Origin of the sequence: Chloroflexus sp. MS-G (genome assembly GCF_000735195.1) — a bacterium.
Taxonomy (GTDB): Bacteria; Chloroflexota; Chloroflexia; order Chloroflexales; family Chloroflexaceae; genus Chloroflexus.
This window is the reverse complement of record NZ_JPIM01000043.1, coordinates 19,192-37,471: the sequence shown is the minus strand read 5'-3', so window position 1 is coordinate 37,471 and position 18,280 is coordinate 19,192. Positions and strand designations below refer to the sequence as shown.

General features: G+C 52.6%; 17 protein-coding genes, 1 tRNA gene and 1 pseudogene. 6 read left to right on the top strand and 13 right to left on the bottom strand.

The window, feature by feature from the left end; genetic code table 11:
* Positions 1 to 122: 122 nt before the first annotated feature.
* The 3 genes from JE47_RS0109745 (at position 123) to JE47_RS0109735 (ending at position 2,348) form a co-directional block, all read left to right on the top strand.
* Positions 123 to 208 (top strand) — tRNA-Leu (locus tag JE47_RS0109745).
* Between the two features lie 503 nt (positions 209 to 711).
* Positions 712 to 1,098 (top strand): hypothetical protein, encoded by a 387-nt coding sequence (locus JE47_RS22005; protein WP_201771213.1) that lies wholly within the window; start codon positions 712 to 714, stop codon positions 1,096 to 1,098.
* Between the two features lie 11 nt (positions 1,099 to 1,109).
* A complete protein-coding gene (locus JE47_RS0109735; protein ID WP_031459573.1) occupies positions 1,110 to 2,348 on the top strand; it encodes a class I SAM-dependent methyltransferase in 1,239 nt (412 codons plus the stop codon).
* A gap of 27 nt (positions 2,349 to 2,375) precedes the next feature.
* Here JE47_RS0109735 and JE47_RS0109730 read toward each other — a convergent pair whose 3' ends face one another.
* Genes JE47_RS0109730 through dps form a run of 3 tightly spaced genes read right to left on the bottom strand, consistent with a single transcriptional unit; the run spans position 2,376 to position 4,795 of the window.
* The gene (locus JE47_RS0109730) at positions 2,376 to 2,942 is read right to left on the bottom strand and encodes a zinc ribbon domain-containing protein (protein ID WP_031459572.1); all 567 of its coding nucleotides are present in this window, start codon (positions 2,940 to 2,942) and stop codon (positions 2,376 to 2,378) included.
* A 58-nt stretch (positions 2,943 to 3,000) separates the two neighbouring features.
* Positions 3,001 to 4,287: a sugar ABC transporter substrate-binding protein gene (locus tag JE47_RS0109725; RefSeq protein WP_236631191.1), complete on the bottom strand. Its 1,287-nt coding sequence runs from the start codon at positions 4,285 to 4,287 to the stop codon at positions 3,001 to 3,003.
* Positions 4,288 to 4,303: 16 nt separating this feature from the next.
* Positions 4,304 to 4,795: a DNA starvation/stationary phase protection protein Dps gene (gene dps, locus JE47_RS0109720; protein WP_031459570.1), complete on the bottom strand. Its 492-nt coding sequence runs from the start codon at positions 4,793 to 4,795 to the stop codon at positions 4,304 to 4,306.
* A gap of 249 nt (positions 4,796 to 5,044) precedes the next feature.
* Between dps and JE47_RS0109715 the strand changes: the two genes are divergently transcribed.
* Both JE47_RS0109715 and JE47_RS0109710 read left to right on the top strand, forming a co-directional pair.
* The gene (locus JE47_RS0109715; protein WP_152556037.1) at positions 5,045 to 6,430 is read left to right on the top strand and encodes a hypothetical protein; all 1,386 of its coding nucleotides are present in this window, start codon (positions 5,045 to 5,047) and stop codon (positions 6,428 to 6,430) included.
* A gap of 85 nt (positions 6,431 to 6,515) precedes the next feature.
* Complete coding sequence (locus JE47_RS0109710; protein ID WP_051871121.1) at positions 6,516 to 7,496, top strand: AAA family ATPase; 981 nt, start codon at positions 6,516 to 6,518, stop codon at positions 7,494 to 7,496.
* A 106-nt stretch (positions 7,497 to 7,602) separates the two neighbouring features.
* On the opposite strand, the gene JE47_RS22145 is transcribed toward JE47_RS0109710, so the two are convergent.
* The 3 genes from JE47_RS22145 to JE47_RS0109695 all read right to left on the bottom strand — a co-directional run bounded on the left by JE47_RS22145 (position 7,603) and on the right by JE47_RS0109695 (position 11,476).
* Positions 7,603 to 9,006 (bottom strand): putative bifunctional diguanylate cyclase/phosphodiesterase, encoded by a 1,404-nt coding sequence (locus JE47_RS22145; RefSeq protein ID WP_236631190.1) that lies wholly within the window; start codon positions 9,004 to 9,006, stop codon positions 7,603 to 7,605.
* Between the two features lie 9 nt (positions 9,007 to 9,015).
* Complete coding sequence (locus JE47_RS22140; protein WP_031459566.1) at positions 9,016 to 10,905, bottom strand: PAS domain-containing protein; 1,890 nt, start codon at positions 10,903 to 10,905, stop codon at positions 9,016 to 9,018.
* A 157-nt stretch (positions 10,906 to 11,062) separates the two neighbouring features.
* Complete coding sequence (locus tag JE47_RS0109695; RefSeq protein ID WP_031459565.1) at positions 11,063 to 11,476, bottom strand: hypothetical protein; 414 nt, start codon at positions 11,474 to 11,476, stop codon at positions 11,063 to 11,065.
* Between the two features lie 388 nt (positions 11,477 to 11,864).
* On the opposite strand from JE47_RS0109695, the gene JE47_RS0109690 reads away from it, so the two are divergent.
* The gene (locus JE47_RS0109690; protein ID WP_031459564.1) at positions 11,865 to 12,377 is read left to right on the top strand and encodes a hypothetical protein; all 513 of its coding nucleotides are present in this window, start codon (positions 11,865 to 11,867) and stop codon (positions 12,375 to 12,377) included.
* Here the strand turns inward: JE47_RS0109690 and JE47_RS0109685 are convergent.
* The 7 genes and pseudogenes from JE47_RS0109685 to phnG form a co-directional block, all read right to left on the bottom strand.
* Positions 12,318 to 13,538, bottom strand: a pseudogene (locus JE47_RS0109685) (alpha-D-ribose 1-methylphosphonate 5-triphosphate diphosphatase); the annotation flags it as partial. The gene JE47_RS0109690 and the pseudogene JE47_RS0109685 sit on opposite strands and share 60 nt — an antisense overlap.
* A 50-nt stretch (positions 13,539 to 13,588) precedes the next feature.
* Complete coding sequence (locus JE47_RS0109680; RefSeq protein WP_031459562.1) at positions 13,589 to 14,278, bottom strand: phosphonate C-P lyase system protein PhnL; 690 nt, start codon at positions 14,276 to 14,278, stop codon at positions 13,589 to 13,591.
* A gap of 14 nt (positions 14,279 to 14,292) precedes the next feature.
* Positions 14,293 to 15,132 (bottom strand): ATP-binding cassette domain-containing protein, encoded by an 840-nt coding sequence (locus JE47_RS0109675; RefSeq protein ID WP_031459561.1) that lies wholly within the window; start codon positions 15,130 to 15,132, stop codon positions 14,293 to 14,295.
* Positions 15,129 to 15,995, bottom strand: a complete 867-nt coding sequence (locus JE47_RS0109670; protein WP_031459560.1) for an alpha-D-ribose 1-methylphosphonate 5-phosphate C-P-lyase PhnJ — start codon at positions 15,993 to 15,995, stop codon at positions 15,129 to 15,131. Before JE47_RS0109670 ends, JE47_RS0109675 begins: the two co-directional genes overlap by 4 nt.
* A complete protein-coding gene (locus tag JE47_RS0109665) occupies positions 15,995 to 17,161 on the bottom strand; it encodes a carbon-phosphorus lyase complex subunit PhnI (protein WP_031459559.1) in 1,167 nt (388 codons plus the stop codon). The genes JE47_RS0109670 and JE47_RS0109665 overlap by 1 nt, the downstream gene beginning before the upstream one ends.
* Before the next feature lie 54 nt (positions 17,162 to 17,215).
* Positions 17,216 to 17,842: a phosphonate C-P lyase system protein PhnH gene (gene phnH / locus JE47_RS0109660; RefSeq protein ID WP_031459558.1), complete on the bottom strand. Its 627-nt coding sequence runs from the start codon at positions 17,840 to 17,842 to the stop codon at positions 17,216 to 17,218.
* A gap of 18 nt (positions 17,843 to 17,860) precedes the next feature.
* A complete protein-coding gene (phnG, locus tag JE47_RS0109655; protein ID WP_031459557.1) occupies positions 17,861 to 18,280 on the bottom strand; it encodes a phosphonate C-P lyase system protein PhnG in 420 nt (139 codons plus the stop codon).

Below are 18,280 nucleotides of genomic sequence, written 5' to 3'. Positions count from 1 at the left end.
TTCCGCAGCGCGGGAGAGGGGCCAGGGGTGAGGGGTTGAAAAACCCTGCGCGCAACGTCCGTCGTTGCAACGTTGCTCCTGAATAGTGGTATAATAAGAGGCCAGGAATGTCTTTTCAGAAAGCCGGAGTGGCGAAAAGGCAAACGCTGCGGTCTTAAAAACCGCTGGGGGAAACCCCTTACGGGTTCGAGTCCCGTCTCCGGCACCATGCGAACAATGCAGAGCGACCATGATGGTCGCTCTACTGATTTGAAACACTGGAAGTGTGTTGATATGTCCAGAAAGGAAATATTACTTGAAAGGTGGGGATGAACTATACCTCAAAATCCTCCTTGACCCGATTAAAACCTGTGCGGAATATAAGCCTCGGTTTGGTCAGGGCGCTCCGAGCGGAGGCTTAACATTACAACAGTTTCAAAACCTTTACAAAGCTGACTCGTTGTATAGCTGGTTTGGACTGGATAATCCAATGATGTATACCGCGCATAGAGCCGCAGGTGGAATGACGAGTCTCTATCGACAGATCGGAATCGGATGCGAACGACTTTTTAGAACAATACTGAAAGACACTTTAGACCTCTCAGACGAAGATGTGATATGGTCTTATGATGTCCTCTTGGTATCGGGGAAGAAACGAACCCTGTACCTCGATGGTCGTATTCCTCTTGATCGAATTGCTGATAAGGGGAAACGAGAGAAAATTTTGCATGGATGCAAGAATCAACCAAGAAAATCGGTGTAGATCCAGGAGTCGCTGCTACGTTAAAAGGAACGGTCTTTGAGGTTCGACAGGGTTATAAGAGTAAGGACGCAAAGCGCCAAAATGCTGATATTGCGAATGCAGCAACAGCATATACACAAGCTTACTTGCCATGTGCTGCTATTCTTTCAACACAAATTGATACAGATATTTCGGATCGATATAGACGTGAGAAATGGATGCTGCTCACAGGTGTTGTTGGTGCAAATGATCCACTTATTTCAGTTTACGATTTTATGCGAGACGTGATTGGCTATGACCTTGCGAGTTTCTTCGAGCGAAATAGCCCGACTCTCCGTAAGGCAGTAGAAGATATTTTAAGAGTTTTGTTGACATAACAAGGTAGTGTATGAGTATACGTGCAAGAAGAGAACACCTTCAGCAACGAGCCGAGTATACGCAAAAATTGAACGCTAACAGTGGGAGACATGGATGGATCAGATTGACCCCAGCTTACTCTCTCAGACTTGTTGAAGAGATTATTACAGGCTGCTCCGGTTTCCAACGGATTTTAGACCCATTCTGTGGAACAGGAACAACAGCACTCTCCGCAGCGTATCATGGCCATGTCTGTGTGACTACAGACATCAATCCATTCCTGGTATGGCTGGCGCAAGTCAAAAGTGCCCGGTACTCGATGAAACAGATCGAGGAGACACGTGCAGCCTGCCATGAGGTGTTACACCTTGTGGAACGTCGTGCTGTTGAACCAATACCGGCGCCTCCACTGTTTCATATCGAGCGCTGGTGGAGTCCAGAGACTTGTGAATTTCTCTGTTATCTCCGTTCGGCTATTGAGCATGTGACCCAACCAAATACTTCAGTACGTCACCTCTTATTAGTGGCCTTCTGTCGCACATTAATGGAGGAGTCGAATGCCGCTTTCCACCATCAATCGTTGTCATTCCGGAGAGAACAAAATGCCAGACGCCTTTTGCTTTTCAACTCAGGAGATGTGTTTGCCAATCACGTTCAGTTCGTTCTTAGCAGTGCTGCCGATAATCCGACCGGTGAAGCCGTTGTCTCTCTGGCTGATGCACGTCACCTTGCAGAATGTGTCGCTGGGCCATTCGATCTGGTGATCACGTCCCCTCCCTATGCCAATCGGATGTCATACATTCGTGAATTACGTCCATATATGTACTGGCTGGGGTTTCTGAGCAATGGGCGGGAGGCAGGTGAACTGGATTGGACAGCGATTGGAGGGACTTGGGGGATCGCTACGAGTCGGCTTGCTGACTGGGAACGGCCAGAACAGCACTTCAAAAGTTCCTATCTTGAGAGTGTCTTACAAACAATTGCAAGTTCACGGCAAAAAAGTGGAGCGTTACTTGCCAGATATGTCGCCAGGTATTTTGAGGATATGTGGAAACATTTTTGTGAGTTGCCAAAGCTATTAGCGTCTGGCGCAGAAATACACTACATCGTCGGCAACTCAACATTTTATGGGACATTAGTTTCAACGGAACAATTGTATGTTGGGATGTTGTCAGAACTCGGATTTTCTCGAATCGAATGCCGCCCTATTCGGAAACGAAACTCGAATAAGCACCTCCTTGAGTTTGATGTCGTTGCTTACTGGAAATGAAGAGAACAATAGGTAGGTTTAGCTAATTCAAAATGGTGCTTTTCGTCTCCAATTCCAGCTCTCGATCAGCAAGGTAAGGCCAACGAGCAAGAACAACCCCGGTAGTAAAAGCTTCGGTATTAAAAAGAGAACACCTAACCCGAACAACCAGATGGCATTGCGGATACTGGGAAAAATAGTACCTCGGCGCAGGTGAATCAATAGTTGGGCAATACCAAGCATCATCAAGATGTTGGGCCAGATCGTTGGTGGCAGCCTGAAGATCATCGGAATCAAGAAAGCTGCACCGATGAGAAGAAGGGTGATGCCAACCTCAAACCCACTATCACGTGTCTGTTGTGGCTGTGGTAATGAAGTGCTGCGCGGCAGGCTCACTGCTGGTCGTGCGGTACCATGGTGTATCGCAGCACCACAGAAGACGCAAAAGCGAGCATGAGACGGATTGATGCTATGACAAGCTGTGCAAGCAATCGTTGTGTCCGGTGATGACGGTAGTTGGACGGTTTCGCCAGTTGTCACGCGCACCGCCATACCGCATTCGATGCAGAAGCGGGCATCATCGGGTAATTCAGTCTGACAATGCGGGCAATGCATAGCTTTCCCTTTCTGCATTCAACATTGTACGTCTTTCGATATGACGCAGACAATCGAGTTAAGGTTGCATATACTGACGTAGACATGCCAGTGCTGCTTGCTGCATCTTTGCCGGTATATCGTTGAGCGGTAGGTCTCCGGTTGTTGCACTGTACAGATACGATTCGATACCGAATACTGCGCAGCGGGCAGCCGGTGTTGGCGGTAGACCTGGCGCCGTAGCCGCGTGCGCAGCGGCTACAGCCCGACGTGGGTTGGATTGAATACTCGGATCGGATAGCAGGCTTCCAAGCGCTGGCAGACGTCCTAGGGCCGCGCTCAGCCGTAATTGAACTTCAGGTTGATAAAGCACAGCAAGGAGTGCTGTGATGTCGTCGGTTGTGGCTTTGCCATCACGGTGGCGCATCAGCAGACTACCGCCAATCAGCGGACGTGCCGGCGCACCGGCGAAGGTAGGGAGTGGCGCAATCCCAATCTGGAACGTATCACTTATGGTCTGATAGGTTGACCATGCCCAGTCACCGTCAATAGCGTAGGCAGCCAATCCCTGCGCCAGCAATCGCTGACCACGTGCATAGCTATCACCGTTACGGGGTGCTGCCCGGTAGAGATCACGCAACAGGGTTAGCGTCGCAGTCATAGCCGGTGTGTCAAGGGTTGGTTGTGTACCATCAGGGGTCGTAAAGGCGCCGCCAGCAGCATACAACCACGGCGCCAGCCAGCGTGCTGCTCCCCAACCCTGTACGAAGCCGGCTCGCTCTGGTGTGCGGGCGGCCTGGGTGAGCGTTACGAGTTCGGTTGTTGTTGCCGGTGGTATACGGTCGGGCTGGTAAAGTAATAAGAGCATGTCTTGGGCCGTGATTGGCGCCCCCCACAATGTTGTGTCCGTTTGCGCAATCGCTTGCAGACCGGGCAGGACATCAAGTGGTAGATCAACGTTGAGTGGTGCTAGTGCGTTATCGGCAAGCAAGCCCACTAATGCTTCTTGATTGGCCCAGATCAAGTCTGGTGGTGGTAGACCGAGCATCTGATCGGTTGCCAGGCTTAACAACAAACCATCAGGATTGCGTGGAACGATAGTTATATCAAGTGTGGCGATCTGAGCTGCCTGTTGTAGCTCGGCAGCAATTGCTGGTTGTGCATCATCTGGTTCTGCAACCAAGATGGTTAATCGACGAGCGACTGGTGTGGCTGTTGGGGGTGGCGGGGGAGTAGGTGATGGCGTTGGTGTCGGTACTGGAGTGGCAGCAACGATAGGGGAGACAGGTGTTGGTGTTGGTGTTGGGGCGGCACACGCTGTACACAGAAGTGCCACGACGCCAATGAGCGCCGCGGCACGAATCACACAACGGTACACCGTGTTATCCCTGTAAGTGCGCTTCAAGGAACCACAAATCCTTATCGACAGCACGGGCAATCTCGGTCATCAAATCAGCCGTTGCCTGATCGTTCAGGCTGGTAGCGAGATCGATCCCCTGACGGGTAGTTTGGGCATACGCCGCAAAGCGGTCGGCAAGCGCGGTGACGTGGCTCATACCGTCGGTAATATCAGTCGGATATTCCGGCAGGCGGGAGGCAGCGGCGGCCATACGGGCTGTACCAAGAGCAGTGCCGCCTAGCGCCGTAACACGCTCGGCTAGCAGGTCAACAAAGCCAGCCAGCCGACCGGCAAGTTCATCAAATAACTCGTGTAGCTCTAAAAACTGTGGCCCTTTAACGTTCCAATGGGCCTGCTTGGCCTGACTCATCAGATCGAACGTATCGGCCAATTGCTGATTCAGCATCGCAATCAGCGTGCGCCGATGCTCGGCCGGAATATCAATGCGCGTTGCGAATTCGGTTGTCTGTGTCATACTGTCTCTCCTTATGTCGCTTTGTCCTTGCCAGACCGTAACGATTACGGTTGACAGCGGCGATGACAGCAGTCGAGGGTGTCATCACTAGTACTATCATCATACCAAAGTAAGGCTGGTTTTGCCAGACACAGTTTGATATGTTGATGGGTGTGATAGCTATGTACCGCTTATTCGGTGACAACAAGATAGGCCGGTTAGTACTGATGTACAAAGCATAATCAGGACTGCATCCCTATGATTTTCCGCATGACAAATCTCTTTTTACTCGTCATCATGTTGGTGTCTGTCGCTCAAGCGCAGCAGTCAGGGCCGGTGACACTCTGGATTCCCATCGTGCAAAGTCCGCCACCGACCGTTGCCGGTTATCTTGGGAGTGAGCAGAACGATGCACTTGTTGCCGTTGGTATAACCTCTACCGGCAATGTAATCATTGCCGGAAATGTGCCGGTACTGGCCGGTGTACCAGAGACTGTTTTACCGAACGGTGGATCGGGTGCACTGGTGCAGATTGCTGCTGATGGCCGAACGATCAGTCGGATTGTTCGTGTCGCATCTACGCTGAGTCATGCGGCGTTAGCCAGTGATGGTAGCGTGGTTGTATGTGGTCCAGATGGATTGAGTGTGGTTGCTCCGGATTTGACGACAATCCAGTGGACGGCAACGCCAGGGAATGTAGTCCGTTGTGCTATTGCCCACGATGGCCGGGTAGCGGCGCTCATGGCTGCCGACCGGATGTTGCTGGTGTATCCGGCCAACGGTGGGATACCGCGTTCAATCAACGTACTTGGTACGGCAGTACACGATATTGCCATTGACGCTACCAGTGGATTGGTGTTTGCTACCGGCTATACGCAGGCCGCTTCTGATTTGAAAGTTGCCTTCCTTCGTGCGTATCGGCTGAACGATGGTGAGCTGGCATGGCAACGCTACGGCTTTAGTGCGAGTGTTGTTAAAGGGGCCGGTCTTACCGCTGATAGCGAAGGTCGGCGTCTGGTAATGGGGGCTGATGGAATGCTCTACATGGCCGGATTTACCGATGGCGGGAATTCTATCTTTACGCACGACCCGGCTGACATTCATCGCGTATTGAGCGCGAGTGAATTGATCAAATTTGACTCCTACAACAATCCGTTTAATCTCAGCGGCGCTAAATCGCTGGCCTGGTATGGACGTTTTGATCCTGCAACCGGCACGCTGCTACGGGGGCAGTGGTTGCTAACCCGCTTGAGCGATGGTAAAGGAAATTCCATCTCAATTCGTGGGCTGGCGGTTGCAGCAGATGGAACGCTGCTCATTGTGGGTGATACCGCATGTTGCTTGCAAGGCCGTAGTGGGATGCAGTTATTTGCGCAAACGCTGGGGGGTTATGAAAGTGGTGAACCGTTTGTGCTGGTTGTCAAATCTGATTTCTCACAGCGCCTGTTGTGGACTGCGCTGGCGGCACCGGGGGCAACGGCTGGAAGTTCGCCGGCGGTTGCCGCAGCCGTTACCTCAGATCGGCTGGCGGTTGTCGTTAATTTGAACCCCAACTCGGTGAATTCGCGGGCATTGATTACGACCGGGAATCCGCCGTTCGCTACTCGACCTGGTGGCACTGATGGATACTACGTTACAATGCCGCTGAACCGTTAGCCGGTAGCAGGAACGGACATTGCAGGGTTTGTTATAATGCCATTGTTTGTCACCATTCTGTTTTCTCGGGAGTAGGGTGTTTATCGTGTCAACAGTTTCTGCAACTGCTATCGCCGAAATACATCGCATCACGACAGCCATTCGTGAGCAGATTGGTCGAATTATTGTTGGTAAAGAAGCGATCATTGATCTGTTGCTTGCTGCTTTATTGTGTGAAGGTCACGTGCTTCTCGAAGATGTGCCCGGTACGGGTAAGACAACACTTGCTCGTGCCCTGGCCGGTGCTCTGGGTTGTACGTTTCAGCGCATTCAGTTTACCCCTGATCTGTTACCGTCTGATGTGACCGGCCTTTCGTTCTTTAATCAAAAGATCGGTGAGTTTCAGTTTCGTCCCGGTCCTATCTTTGCCCAGATCGTGCTCACCGATGAAATCAATCGGGCAACGCCACGCACGCAAAGCGCCCTCCTCGAAGCTATGCAAGAGCGCACAGTCTCGATTGATGGTGAAACACGTCCCCTCCCACGTCCCTTTATGGTCATCGCGACCCAAAATCCGATTGAGCTAGAAGGTACTTTCCCGTTACCCGAAGCACAGCTTGACCGCTTTTTGATCAAAGTTGCGATGGGTTATCCAAATGCTGATGAAGAAGAAGAGATCGTGCAGCGATCACTCACAGCGGCAACAGGATCACTGCCATCACCAGTTGTGGATGCAGGTGAAGTACGCGCTCTACAGGCAGCCGTTCGTGGGGTATCTATCAGTCCGCCAGTACGTCGGTATCTGGTGACGATCACACGCGCTACTCGTGAGCGCCCTGACATCGAGTTGGGCTCGAGTCCGCGTGGTTCACTAGCGCTTGCCTATTTGGCTCAGGCGCGCGCAGCAATGGCCGGTCGCAGCTTTGTGCTTCCCGATGACGTAAAGGCCATGGTGATACCAGCGCTCAACCATCGTCTCATTCTAACGGCTGAGGCACGTTTGCGCGGCCAGACAACCATCGGTATTCTCCAACAGATGTTGACGCAGATTCCGGTACCGGTAGAGGGTGAAGAGGAGCTTCGGTGAGTAAGTTCTCCGGTTGCGACGGTGTCTTTCAGGCAGGTATGTCAAGTGCTAGCAATTGGCGTGTATGCCGCATGAGCATACTACGGTGTAGGGGCGCAAATCGCCCCTACGTATCATCCCCTTGCAGACGTAAAATAGTCGGCCAGACCTCCGCTGCCGGTAATGGCGGAGCGAACAAGTAACCCTGTAGAATGTCACATCCCATACTGGCCAGCGCGATGCGTTGTTCAGGTGTTTCTACACCTTCGGCGATAACAGCCAGACCAAGGCTATGGGCCAGATTGATAATTGCTCGCAGTAAAGCTCGGCTGTTCGTTACCATCTGGTTCTGCTCATCGATAGCCCGTACAAAGGCCTGATCAATCTTAAGTGCATCGAGTGGTAACTGACGCAAATACGCAAGCGATGAATAACCGGTACCGAAATCATCGAGCACCACCCGCACACCTATCTGGTGTAGTTGATCGATCTGGTGCGCAGCATACATTGGGTCATCAAGCATCACCCCTTCGGTAATCTCCAGCTCAAGGCAGTTTGCCGGTAAGCCAGTCGTGTGGATGATCGCTGCTACTTCAGCGATGAACTCGGGTCGTAACAATTGACGAGCAGAAATGTTAACACTCATACGCAACAGGGGGTAGCCAGCCTGATGCCATTCCATTGTCTGACGGCAAGCTTCGCGCAGCACCCATGACCCGATGTCTACGATCAGATCACTTTGCTCGGCAATAGGGATAAATTCACCAGGCGAGATAGGGCCGCGTTGGGGATGATGCCAGCGCACCAAAGCCTCGACACTGACGATCCGTTCACTGACCAGGTCGTATTGAGGCTGATAGTAGACCTTGAGTTCGTGACGTTCGATAGCACGTCGCAACTGTACTTCTAACGCGAGTCGGTTATGAGCACGGCGGCTATGTTCGGGACGATAATGCAGAAAACCGTTCCGCTTTGTTTCCTTTGCCCGATGCATAGCGCTTTCGGCATTCTTGAGCAGTGTCATGCTATCAACCCCATCGCGTGGGAAAAGACTAATGCCGATACTGGCAGTCAGCCGTAGTTCCTGTCCTTCCTGGAGATATGGCGTTTGCAGAGCCTCAAGGAGGCGGTAAGCAGCCATATCGGCCAGGCGTGCATCCGGCAGATCGGGCATTAGCAGCAGAAACTCGTCGCCGCCCATACGGCCCAGCGTATCTTGAGGACGCACACACGTCGCAAAGACCTGACTGACATGCTTCAGGAATCGATCACCTGTTGGATGACCCAACGAGTCATTGATTTGCTTGAAGCCATCGAGATCGATAAAGAGGAGTGCGACTGTACGCCGATGTTCACGCGCATCATGCAGGGCCAGATCAATTCGTTCCTGCAACAGGTGGCGATTAGGTAAGCCGGTCAGTGTGTCGTACCTTTCTTGATAACGCAGTTGGGTGTTCAGCCGGTTATGATCGGCAATCAAGCTTAGCAGGTCAGTGACAACTCGTAAAAGGACCTGATCACGTTCGGACATCCATTCAGTTTAGGTATGGAAGATAGCCAGTGCGCCTTTTGTACCGGCAAGGGGCCAGAGCCAGCAGCCAGTCACACCGTAATGGCACAAATCGGTCCAGTGAGTACGCAAATCAATCGGTATTGGTCGCGAATGGTGGGCATGGGCAAGTAATTGGCGAATGCGTAATTCAATCTGTTCAGCCGCCTCACTTAATCGCTTACTGAACACCGACGTATGCCCATCGATTCCCGTCCATACCAGCCAATGCGGGCGTTGTCGTTCGATCAATTCAACTAGCTTCGTCAGAACCGTGTTCACCGGACTGTGCTGAAGCAAGAGTGCCAGAATCTCTGAACGATCATGCTCAAGGAAAGAGGCTAACTTTTGCGCACTAATATCACGGTGCAGGGCGATGAAGTGGGTTGTCTGATGGCGCTCATTTGTAACCGGTGACAGGCTCATATCGACCCAGATCGGTTCGCCGGCACGGCTGTAGTAGAGTATTTCAAGGCGGATCGTTTGTTGCCGTTCCATTGCCTGCCAGAGCATCGTCAGCGTAGTTGGATCGGTCGCCGGGCCATGCAAAATTCGCAGGCTGCGGCCAATCAGCTCTTGGGTTGCGTAGCCGGTCAGATGGGTACAGGCAGCGTTGGCATAACGGATAAAAGGCCCTGGCGCCTGGAGTGGCTCGGCATCAAGGATGAGAACAGCATCGTTGGTATTGACAATCACCGACTCAAGAAGGCGCAATCGTTCTTCAGCTTGCTTACGGCTGGTAATATCGCGCACAACGATTAATGCGCCGCCGCTCGCTAGTTCATCGTCATACAGTGGATCGATACTGACATCAACAATCATCGTGCGCCCGTTGGGCAAACGATGCAGTAATTCGCCACGCCAACCTCGATGCAGAGTAGTATTCCAGGAAGGATGTTCGTATGACTGGTAGGGTAATGGCTCGGCAGTAAAGAGACGTGAGAGGGGTTGATCGATCACCTCTTCCGGTCGTACTCCATAGAGATTGGCGGCCATTTCATTCAGGTAGATAATCGCGCCACTGCGGTCGGTCACAATCACCGCTTCGTTGATCTGGGCCAGTACCTTTGCCCGCAGGTTAAGCTGACGTTCGGCCTCGATGCGATCACTGACATCGAACCCGAAGCTGAGCACCTGTAGCTCTCCAGAATTTTCGATAATGATACCCTGCACTTCCACCACTCGTACCACCTGATCACGTGCATAAATGTGGTAACGAGCGGGTTTGAGAGTCTCGCCATTTTGCAGCTCTTGCCGCCGACGCCACATAAGGGTGTGCTCTTCCGCCGAAAGGAATTCGGTGAGTGGACAATTCAACACCTCTGCCGGATCAGAGACACCGAAAATGCGGGCACCGGCTGGATTGCAGTAACGGATCAATCCCTCGGAATAACTGCTGATCACGATCAGCATTGGCATCAGTTCGAGGAGTTGGCGATAACGGATCTCATTATTCCGCAGCGCATGATCGGCAGCAATTAATGCGGTGATGTCGTACCCACTCAGTACAATACCGGTAATCGGCGCCTGGTGTTGGTGATGACAGATGTGTAGTTCAAAGATACGCCAGCTTCCATCATCGTGGCGCAGGCGCACCCGCAACGGTTGCGCGCCACACTGGCCAACTGCTAGTTGATCCAGGTATTGCCGGACAATTACGTATTCATCTGGATGAATGAGTTGATAAAAGGAGCGGTTGAGGATGGTTGCTGATTCGTAGCCAAGTAAGGTATTAACTGCGCTGTTGATGAATTGAACAGTATAATCAGGTGCGAGAATAATAACAATTTCAGCGATACATTCTGCAAACGTTCGTATAGCTTCTGACGCTGAGCTGTTGTGCAGGAAGGTGCTTTGCGGCAATGATTCGTGACTGTTCATACCATTTGCATATCTTTGTGCTGGTGTTCATCGGTTGTAGTATACCGCTTTTGCTGCATAGTGTTGCAATGATGTTTACAGTAATAGATGCCTGACTGGGCCTGAGCATAAATTCAGGCTTACAGCAGGCACCCGTATAAACGAAGGTGTACGGTGTTTAGTTCAATAGTTGCCAGAGATCGAATCCTAGCGAGAAGAGAATGATGAAGAGGATCACACCGGAAAGAGGCAGCATATCAAACCGACGTGGATGGCGTGTTTGCCAGAAGTAGCGCAAACTGCGCACTAGCATGGCGATTGCCAGCAGATCGAGGAGAATGACCAGGGGAAGCGAGATGTCGGTTGTTAGTCCAATCAATGGCAAGACAATCGGCAAAAGTACATATTGCAGGGTACAACGGGTTGCCGAGATAAAGAGTGAGATGCTGAAAGCTCGCTCGCCGGGTGTGGCCGGTACGACCTCTTCTTCACCGACCTCTTCGGCGATATTGACTTCTGGTGCATGTGGTTGCGGTGGCAGGAAGAGTAAGCGATCAAACACTCGATCAAGGGTGTCAGTTATGGCAGACATAGGAATTGTTTCTCCATTGTGCTGCTTATGATAAAGGTGTACTTTATCTCATTATACCAGGAATTTATCCCCGAGACGGAATGAAGGCACGTGACCAACCTGGCAGGGGATTCCATTGTACGCTTTGTAGCGACATGGCGGTACTGACCCTGTGCCGGCATAAGCGGGTTGCTCGACTTTGGCTTGATTCGATGACCGACCCCGCAGCGCCGCCATCAGGCGCATCCCATCGCCGCCGTCCCAGTGGGTAGCAGTGCAATTCCTTATCCCGAACTCACGTTAAGTATGAGGAACATACCTGGAAGACTTTAAAAATCCTTGATCGACGAGAATGCTGTATACTGTAAAAGGATGTTCTGTATTGCTATGACGTTTTCTCTCTATACCTATGCTGCATCTCAAATGTGCATTGGCAGTTGTGTTTCTCCCACTGGCCGGCTGGTGGTGGTTTGAGCGCAGTGTCTGGATCACCGAATGGCTTCTTGGCCACAACGAAGGATTCCAGCGATTCGTGATCTGGCTCATTTCCACCTTACAGAGCAGCGGGTACGTAACGATCATTATTCTCGGCGCCGGGTATGTTCTGAGCAGTCTGTTCAAATTACTCTTCTGGCCAACCGGCATGCTTTCTCGCAAGTGGGGTTTCGCTGCGCTTGTTTTCTGGCTGACAGTCGTGGGTCTGGAGATCGGCGGGATTTTCAACGGTTACAGCATTCGCTACGTTGGTATGTTATCGATTGATGGTCAACCACCGCCAGAATGGGGACGCTGGTTGAGCGGTATTCCGCTGGCATTCCTCTTTGCTATCGGCCCTGAAGGTCTTGTCCGCTGGTCGTTTGGGTCAATCGCTGTGTGGTGGCGGCAAATGGTTGGGCAACGGATGGTGACCGGTAAAGGGTAATGGCTCGATGTGCTCGGCCCAGGTGTAAACCGGTCGCCCTCCCACAAAGACCTGTTGCACCACTGGATCGGGCATGCGGCGCACGACGATCAAGTCGGCAATACGACCGGGCTGAATGCTGCCGATAAGGTGATCGAGACCAACTGCTCGTGCTGGATTGTAGCTTATCAGCGCTACGGCAGCCGGTAAGCTGAGCGTTCCACGGTCGGCGAGACGAAAGATTACCGATAAGAGAGAGGCGGGATAGTAGTCGGCGCAGAGCCAATCGACAACACCGGCTTCAATCGCGGTCAGTGCGCTCACATTGCCGCTGCTCGATTTTCCGCGTAACACATTGGGCGCTCCCATGCCCACTGCCATTCCTGCGGCATGCGCAGCCTGTGCAGCGCGCAATGTAGTGGGAAATTCGGCAATCCGCACGCCATACTGAACCCACTGGGCTACCTTTTCTGGGGTATCGTCATCGTGGCTGGCGACCGGTAAGCCGTGTCGAGTAGCCCATTCGATAACTTGTTTAATTCGCTCAGGGATGTCTTTTTGGGAAGCCCGTTTGCGGTTCAGGATTTCATCGATCTCTGTTGTACTGCGGCCGGTCGTCTGGGCAACATACGCTCGAAACGCCGCTTCGGTCGTGTATTGTCCTTGCCCCGGACTATGATCCATAATCGAGACCAGCCGTACGAGGGGATGCCCTAACATCAATTTCAGCGCTTCAAGGCCACGTTGACTGCTCATTTCGACGCGCGCATGAATGAAATGACGTGCCCCGCAGTGGTGCTCTGTTGCCAGATGGTGGAGAAAATCATGGACAAAACGTTCACTGCGTACTCCAAATTCAGCATCATCCAGCGAAAGGGCATGAAACTGACAGGTGACACCACAGCCGAGCAAGAGACGGTCGGCGGCGTGTAGTGCAACACCGATTTCAATTTCGACACCGGGGCGCGGTTGTACCAGCTTTTCAATGGCATCACAGTGCAGGTCGATCAGGCCAGGGAGCAAATATGCACCGGCCAGATCGAGTTGGGGTATCGTTGCACTTAGCGGATGTGAACCGCGTCCGATGGCACTGATGTGCCCGCGTTCAATCGCAACCCAGCCCTCTTCAATGACTCGATCAGGTAATACTACAGTAGCATTAGTGAGTAAGAATTGCACAGCCTTCCTCGTGTTCCAGCAAGTAGATCACTGATCGAAGAACGTCTCAACATTTACCTTGATGGGAATGTCCACTGCCGATCTGCATACACTCCTAAACCCGTCAGGTCATGAGAGACGCTAATGATAGCCGTTCCTTCGCGTTGTGCAGCCCGGATCATGTTGATTACAACCTGTTTGGTGGTCTCATCGAGGCTGGCGGTTGGTTCATCGAGGAGCAGCAGGCGCGGACGGGCAATAAATGCCCGGCCCAAGTTGATCCGTTGTTGTTCACCGCCGCTAAAGGTCATCGGACTGGCCTGCCACAATTCGGCAGCAATCCCTAATCGCCGTAACCATTCACGCCCAATCTCCTGGGCCGCTGTACGATCCAGGCCCTGGCGGTAGAGGGGTTCGCAGATTGTGTCAAGGGCAGAGACTCGTGGTAGGACGCGCAAAAACTGAGAACAGAAGCCAATTTCACGTTCGCGGAGGTCGATGATGATCCGTTCATCGGCACGGCTCAGATCGATTCGCCCAAACTGGTGCGATTGAAACCAGATTGTACCCGACGTCGGCACATAGGTGCGATAAATACATTTGAGAATACTGGTTTTCCCCATTCCACTGCGCCCGTGGATCAGGAGATGCTCGCCGGCAGCAACGCTAAAACTTACGTCACACACCGGAGTAATAGTGCGTCCATCGATTAGATGCAGTGTAAATGATTTATAAAGGTTTTTGACTTCAAGAAGATAATTCATACGTGTTAAATGGTTTACAATGCCGACGAGACCAGGAGCTGGGTATACGGATGCTGAGGGTCTTCCAAGATTTGGTCGGTAAGGCCGGCTTCGACAATATGGCCGTTTTTCATCACGATAGTGCGGCGTGCAAGTTGACGTACTACACCTAGATCGTGTGAAACCAGCAACATTGTGATCCGATCCGTCCATTGGATACGACGGAGCAAATCGAGTACTCTGGCCTGAACTGAAACATCGAGGCCGCTGGTGACCTCGTCGAGTAACAGGATGGTTGGATGGCTGGCTAATGCTCGGGCAATCTGGACGCGCTGGAGCATCCCGCCACTAAAGGTTGTCGGTTCATCGTCGATCCGTTCGGGTAGTAATTCGGTCTTGTTCATCAATTCGCTGGTACGAACGCGAATGCGCCCAAAGTGCCGCCACTCGGCTAGCAACAATTTTTCGGCGACATTTCCACCAACTGAAAAGCGCATATTTAGGCCAAGCTCTGGCCGTTGATAAACAATGCCGAGGTGTGTGTTCTGGAACAGACGTGCTTCGTAGCGGTTAAGGGTGGTCAGATCACGCAGTTGACCGTCGCTCTCGCGATACCAGATATGACCACTGTCGGGGCGCAAGGCAAGATAGATCATTTGGAGCAGGGTGCTCTTGCCGCTGCCACTCTCACCGACGATGCCCAGGACTTCACCTGCGTGAAGTTGCAAATTCACATCGACGCAAGCCCAGACGGTGCCACACCGTGGACAGCGTGATCGACCGGTGGTCGGGCCGGTAAGCTGACGACACACCGGGCAGCCAGGGCCAAAGTGTTTCTCAAGCTGCTCGACTCGTAAAAGCCACTGTTCGCTCATGCAGTTGTCTCCGTTGCTGCACATCGTTTTGTACAATACGATACATCCGAGCAGGTAGTTTCCCACCGACCGCCATGCGCGTCGGCTACAAAATGACTGGTGAGAAAGGTGTTCTCGGCACCACAACGGGCACAACGTTGACCCGGACGATATTCCGTGCGAAAGGGATAGTCCTCGAACTGAAGTGGCTCGACCGCGGTGTAAGGTGGGACAGCATAGATCCGTTTTTCACGACCGGCACCGAAGAGATAGAGCGTCTCGGCCATGTGCAGCTTTGGTACATCCCAGCGTGGAATGGGTGTGGTGTCCATCATATAGCGACGATTGACTATGACCGGATATTGACTGGCGATACGAAGATCGCCTGCGCGCACAATACTCTCGTACATGTACACCCACATCTTGCCGTAATCGGCTTCACTGTGCATTATTGTTGCGCGCTCAATGTTTGGTTCCACCCAGCGGAGTGGATCGGCCATTGGTACCTGCAATACCAGAATTTGATCGGCCCGCATCGGCTCTTCGGGTATTCGGTGGCGGGTTTGAATGATGGTTGCTGCGGTAGTATCAGTCGTCGTCGCAACACCGGTGGTACGGGTAATGAGGCGACGCAGATTGACTGCGTTTACACTTTCGTCGTCACCCTGATCGATCACTTTGAGCGTATCTTCCGGCGTAATCAGCGAAAGCGTAATTTGTAGTCCACCAGTGCCCCATCCACGCGCGATAGGCATATCGCGGCTAGCAAAAGGAACGAGGTGACCGGGAATGGCAACGGCTTTCAACAGCTTGCGTCGGATTTCCCGCTGTGCATCTTCATCAAGAAGCGCAAAATGGTACAACTGGTCTGTCAGTTCAGTCATTATTGTTCCTTGATCGCCTGATCAACGAGCTGGTTGAGACGTGTTTGGCGCTGGGCGTGATGATCACGGGCACGGCCAAGGACGCTAAGGTCGGCTGCAAATGTGACATAGTGGGGTAATTTGAAGTGAGCGACAAACCCACTCGCCTCAATACCGTCGGTATGGAGCAGCACAAATTCTTCCTGTGCGGCTGGCCCTGACTCTCCTGCCAGGCTGCCGGCACGGGCCTGGGTTAAGACACTATCAAGAATGGCCATGCTCATGACCTTTAGCTCACTCTGACCAAACGCAAAGCCATATCCGACATTAAAGCGTGGCGGCTCGTTAGTATTGGTGACACTATGCGCTTTTGAAGCAACCTCAGCCTCAGTAGCCTCAATCTCACCGATGACGACCGGCTCACCTGTGAGGGGGTGAGCGACTTGCACCGCGATATACCCATACCGTAGTTCGATCAGAGTCGGGTGCGCATCGCCATAGCCACGCACACTGCTATACGCCAGACTCATCAAACTGCCGGTATCGGCCTGCGCCAGCGCCTGTAAACGGGCACTGCGTGGGCAGGGAAAGATCAGTGGTTCGCGAGTAATATCGTATGGGTCTTCAGCAGGTGGTTCCAGTGGGAGATCAACGATCATCTGTTCTTGTCGCATGTAGTCAATAACTTTGGGAAACCGACCAATTTCGCCCTCTTGCTGACCACCAGCCGCGATGAGCGCTTGATACCGTTCGGTAGCCGCAATCACCGACCGTACATCTTCATGCATCAATGCCGGCTGCAACAACCTGATCAGATAGTCAGTCGTTGGTCCTAGTATCTGGCCACCAGGTATATCTTTGAACGAAGCCGAAATACGGCGCAGACAGCGCATATCTCGTCCGCTAACCGGCAATGAAGCCATAACGCGGGGCAAAGTCGTGCGATAGGCTCTCAGGAGAAAGGCGGCTTCAATGCTATCACCCTCAGCCTGTTTCACTGCCAGCGCAGCCAGTAACGGTGCGTACAACGCACCTTCATGCATTGCCCGACTGACCGCGTGACGTAGCTGATCCCGAATCTGCGGGAGTTGAAGGGGAGTACTGCCGCCAAGCAGTCGCAGACAATCTACCAGCTCTTCGGCACGCGCTACCGCTTCACTACCACCTCGCACGGCAACATATCCCATAGCATCTCCTCAACCTATGTGTGCATTGTGAAATAATAGATGCACGTCTCAGCGCTAGCATAACGAGATTTCTGTCGTGCGTGGTAAACCCAGGCAGAAACCTTGCCGATCAATGAGAAAGAGATCAACACCTAAGGGAAACAGTCCACGACGAGCCATTAGTCCTGCCAGATCGTTCGACGCAGCGTCAGGTAACCCCACTGTTACCACCGTAGCAATACCTGGCCCTGTCAGCCGTAAGGTCTTGCCACCAGCAACAATCGCCGGTACGCAGAGAAAGACCGTACAACTATGTTCTGGATACAGCAGCGTACCTTCGGGTAACTGGGGCAGCAGTGCGATACTGGCAAAATCGTGCAGAAGCGCAAAGTCGGCCATTGCTGGTGTGACCAATCGGGCATTACTACGCACCATGATCCACCGCGACAGCGGATGTGTGGCAGGTAACCAGCTTTTGTCAACGGCATGCACGAAGCTCACCGTCTGATCAAGAAGACTCATACAGGCAGCGATGGCGGTGACATTAGACGGCGTTGTATCGGCAGGTGATGGTACGCTGGTGAACGGTGGCGATGGTAACTGCCCGATCTTGCCAGGACGAGCCAGACAATCGAGCAGAACACGAAAGGTCTGACCGTTGAATCGCTCAAGTGGTGTTTGCGGTGCAGCAACGAGGCTCATAGAGATTACTCTTGCTCATCAAAAGGTCTCAAACGCGACTCTGGTGGCAGCGGCAGCGGCAAAACGTTGTTCGCAGGCGGCTCGTAGGGTGCGCTCCAATTCAGCAATGCGCGGGTACAGGTCAGCGTGTGGATTGCCCGGCATGCGTAGGGCTGCATCGAGCACAGCTAGCGCAGTTGCGTGATCGGCATCACGTCCGATAACCATGCCAAAGCCAAATTGCCCATTAAGTTCTAATCTGGTTTCGGTAGCCAGGATTTCGCCCGCATGAAAAACCGTCTCGGCTACTCCATCAACGACCCGCAATTGCACCAGCACATACCTTGGCCCGCTGATGAATGTTATTGCCTCACGGTCGTATCTGGTCAGCACCTGTTCGGCCAATTCACAAACCAGATGCGGTGGACTACAACTGAGAATATGAGAGGTACTAAGCAT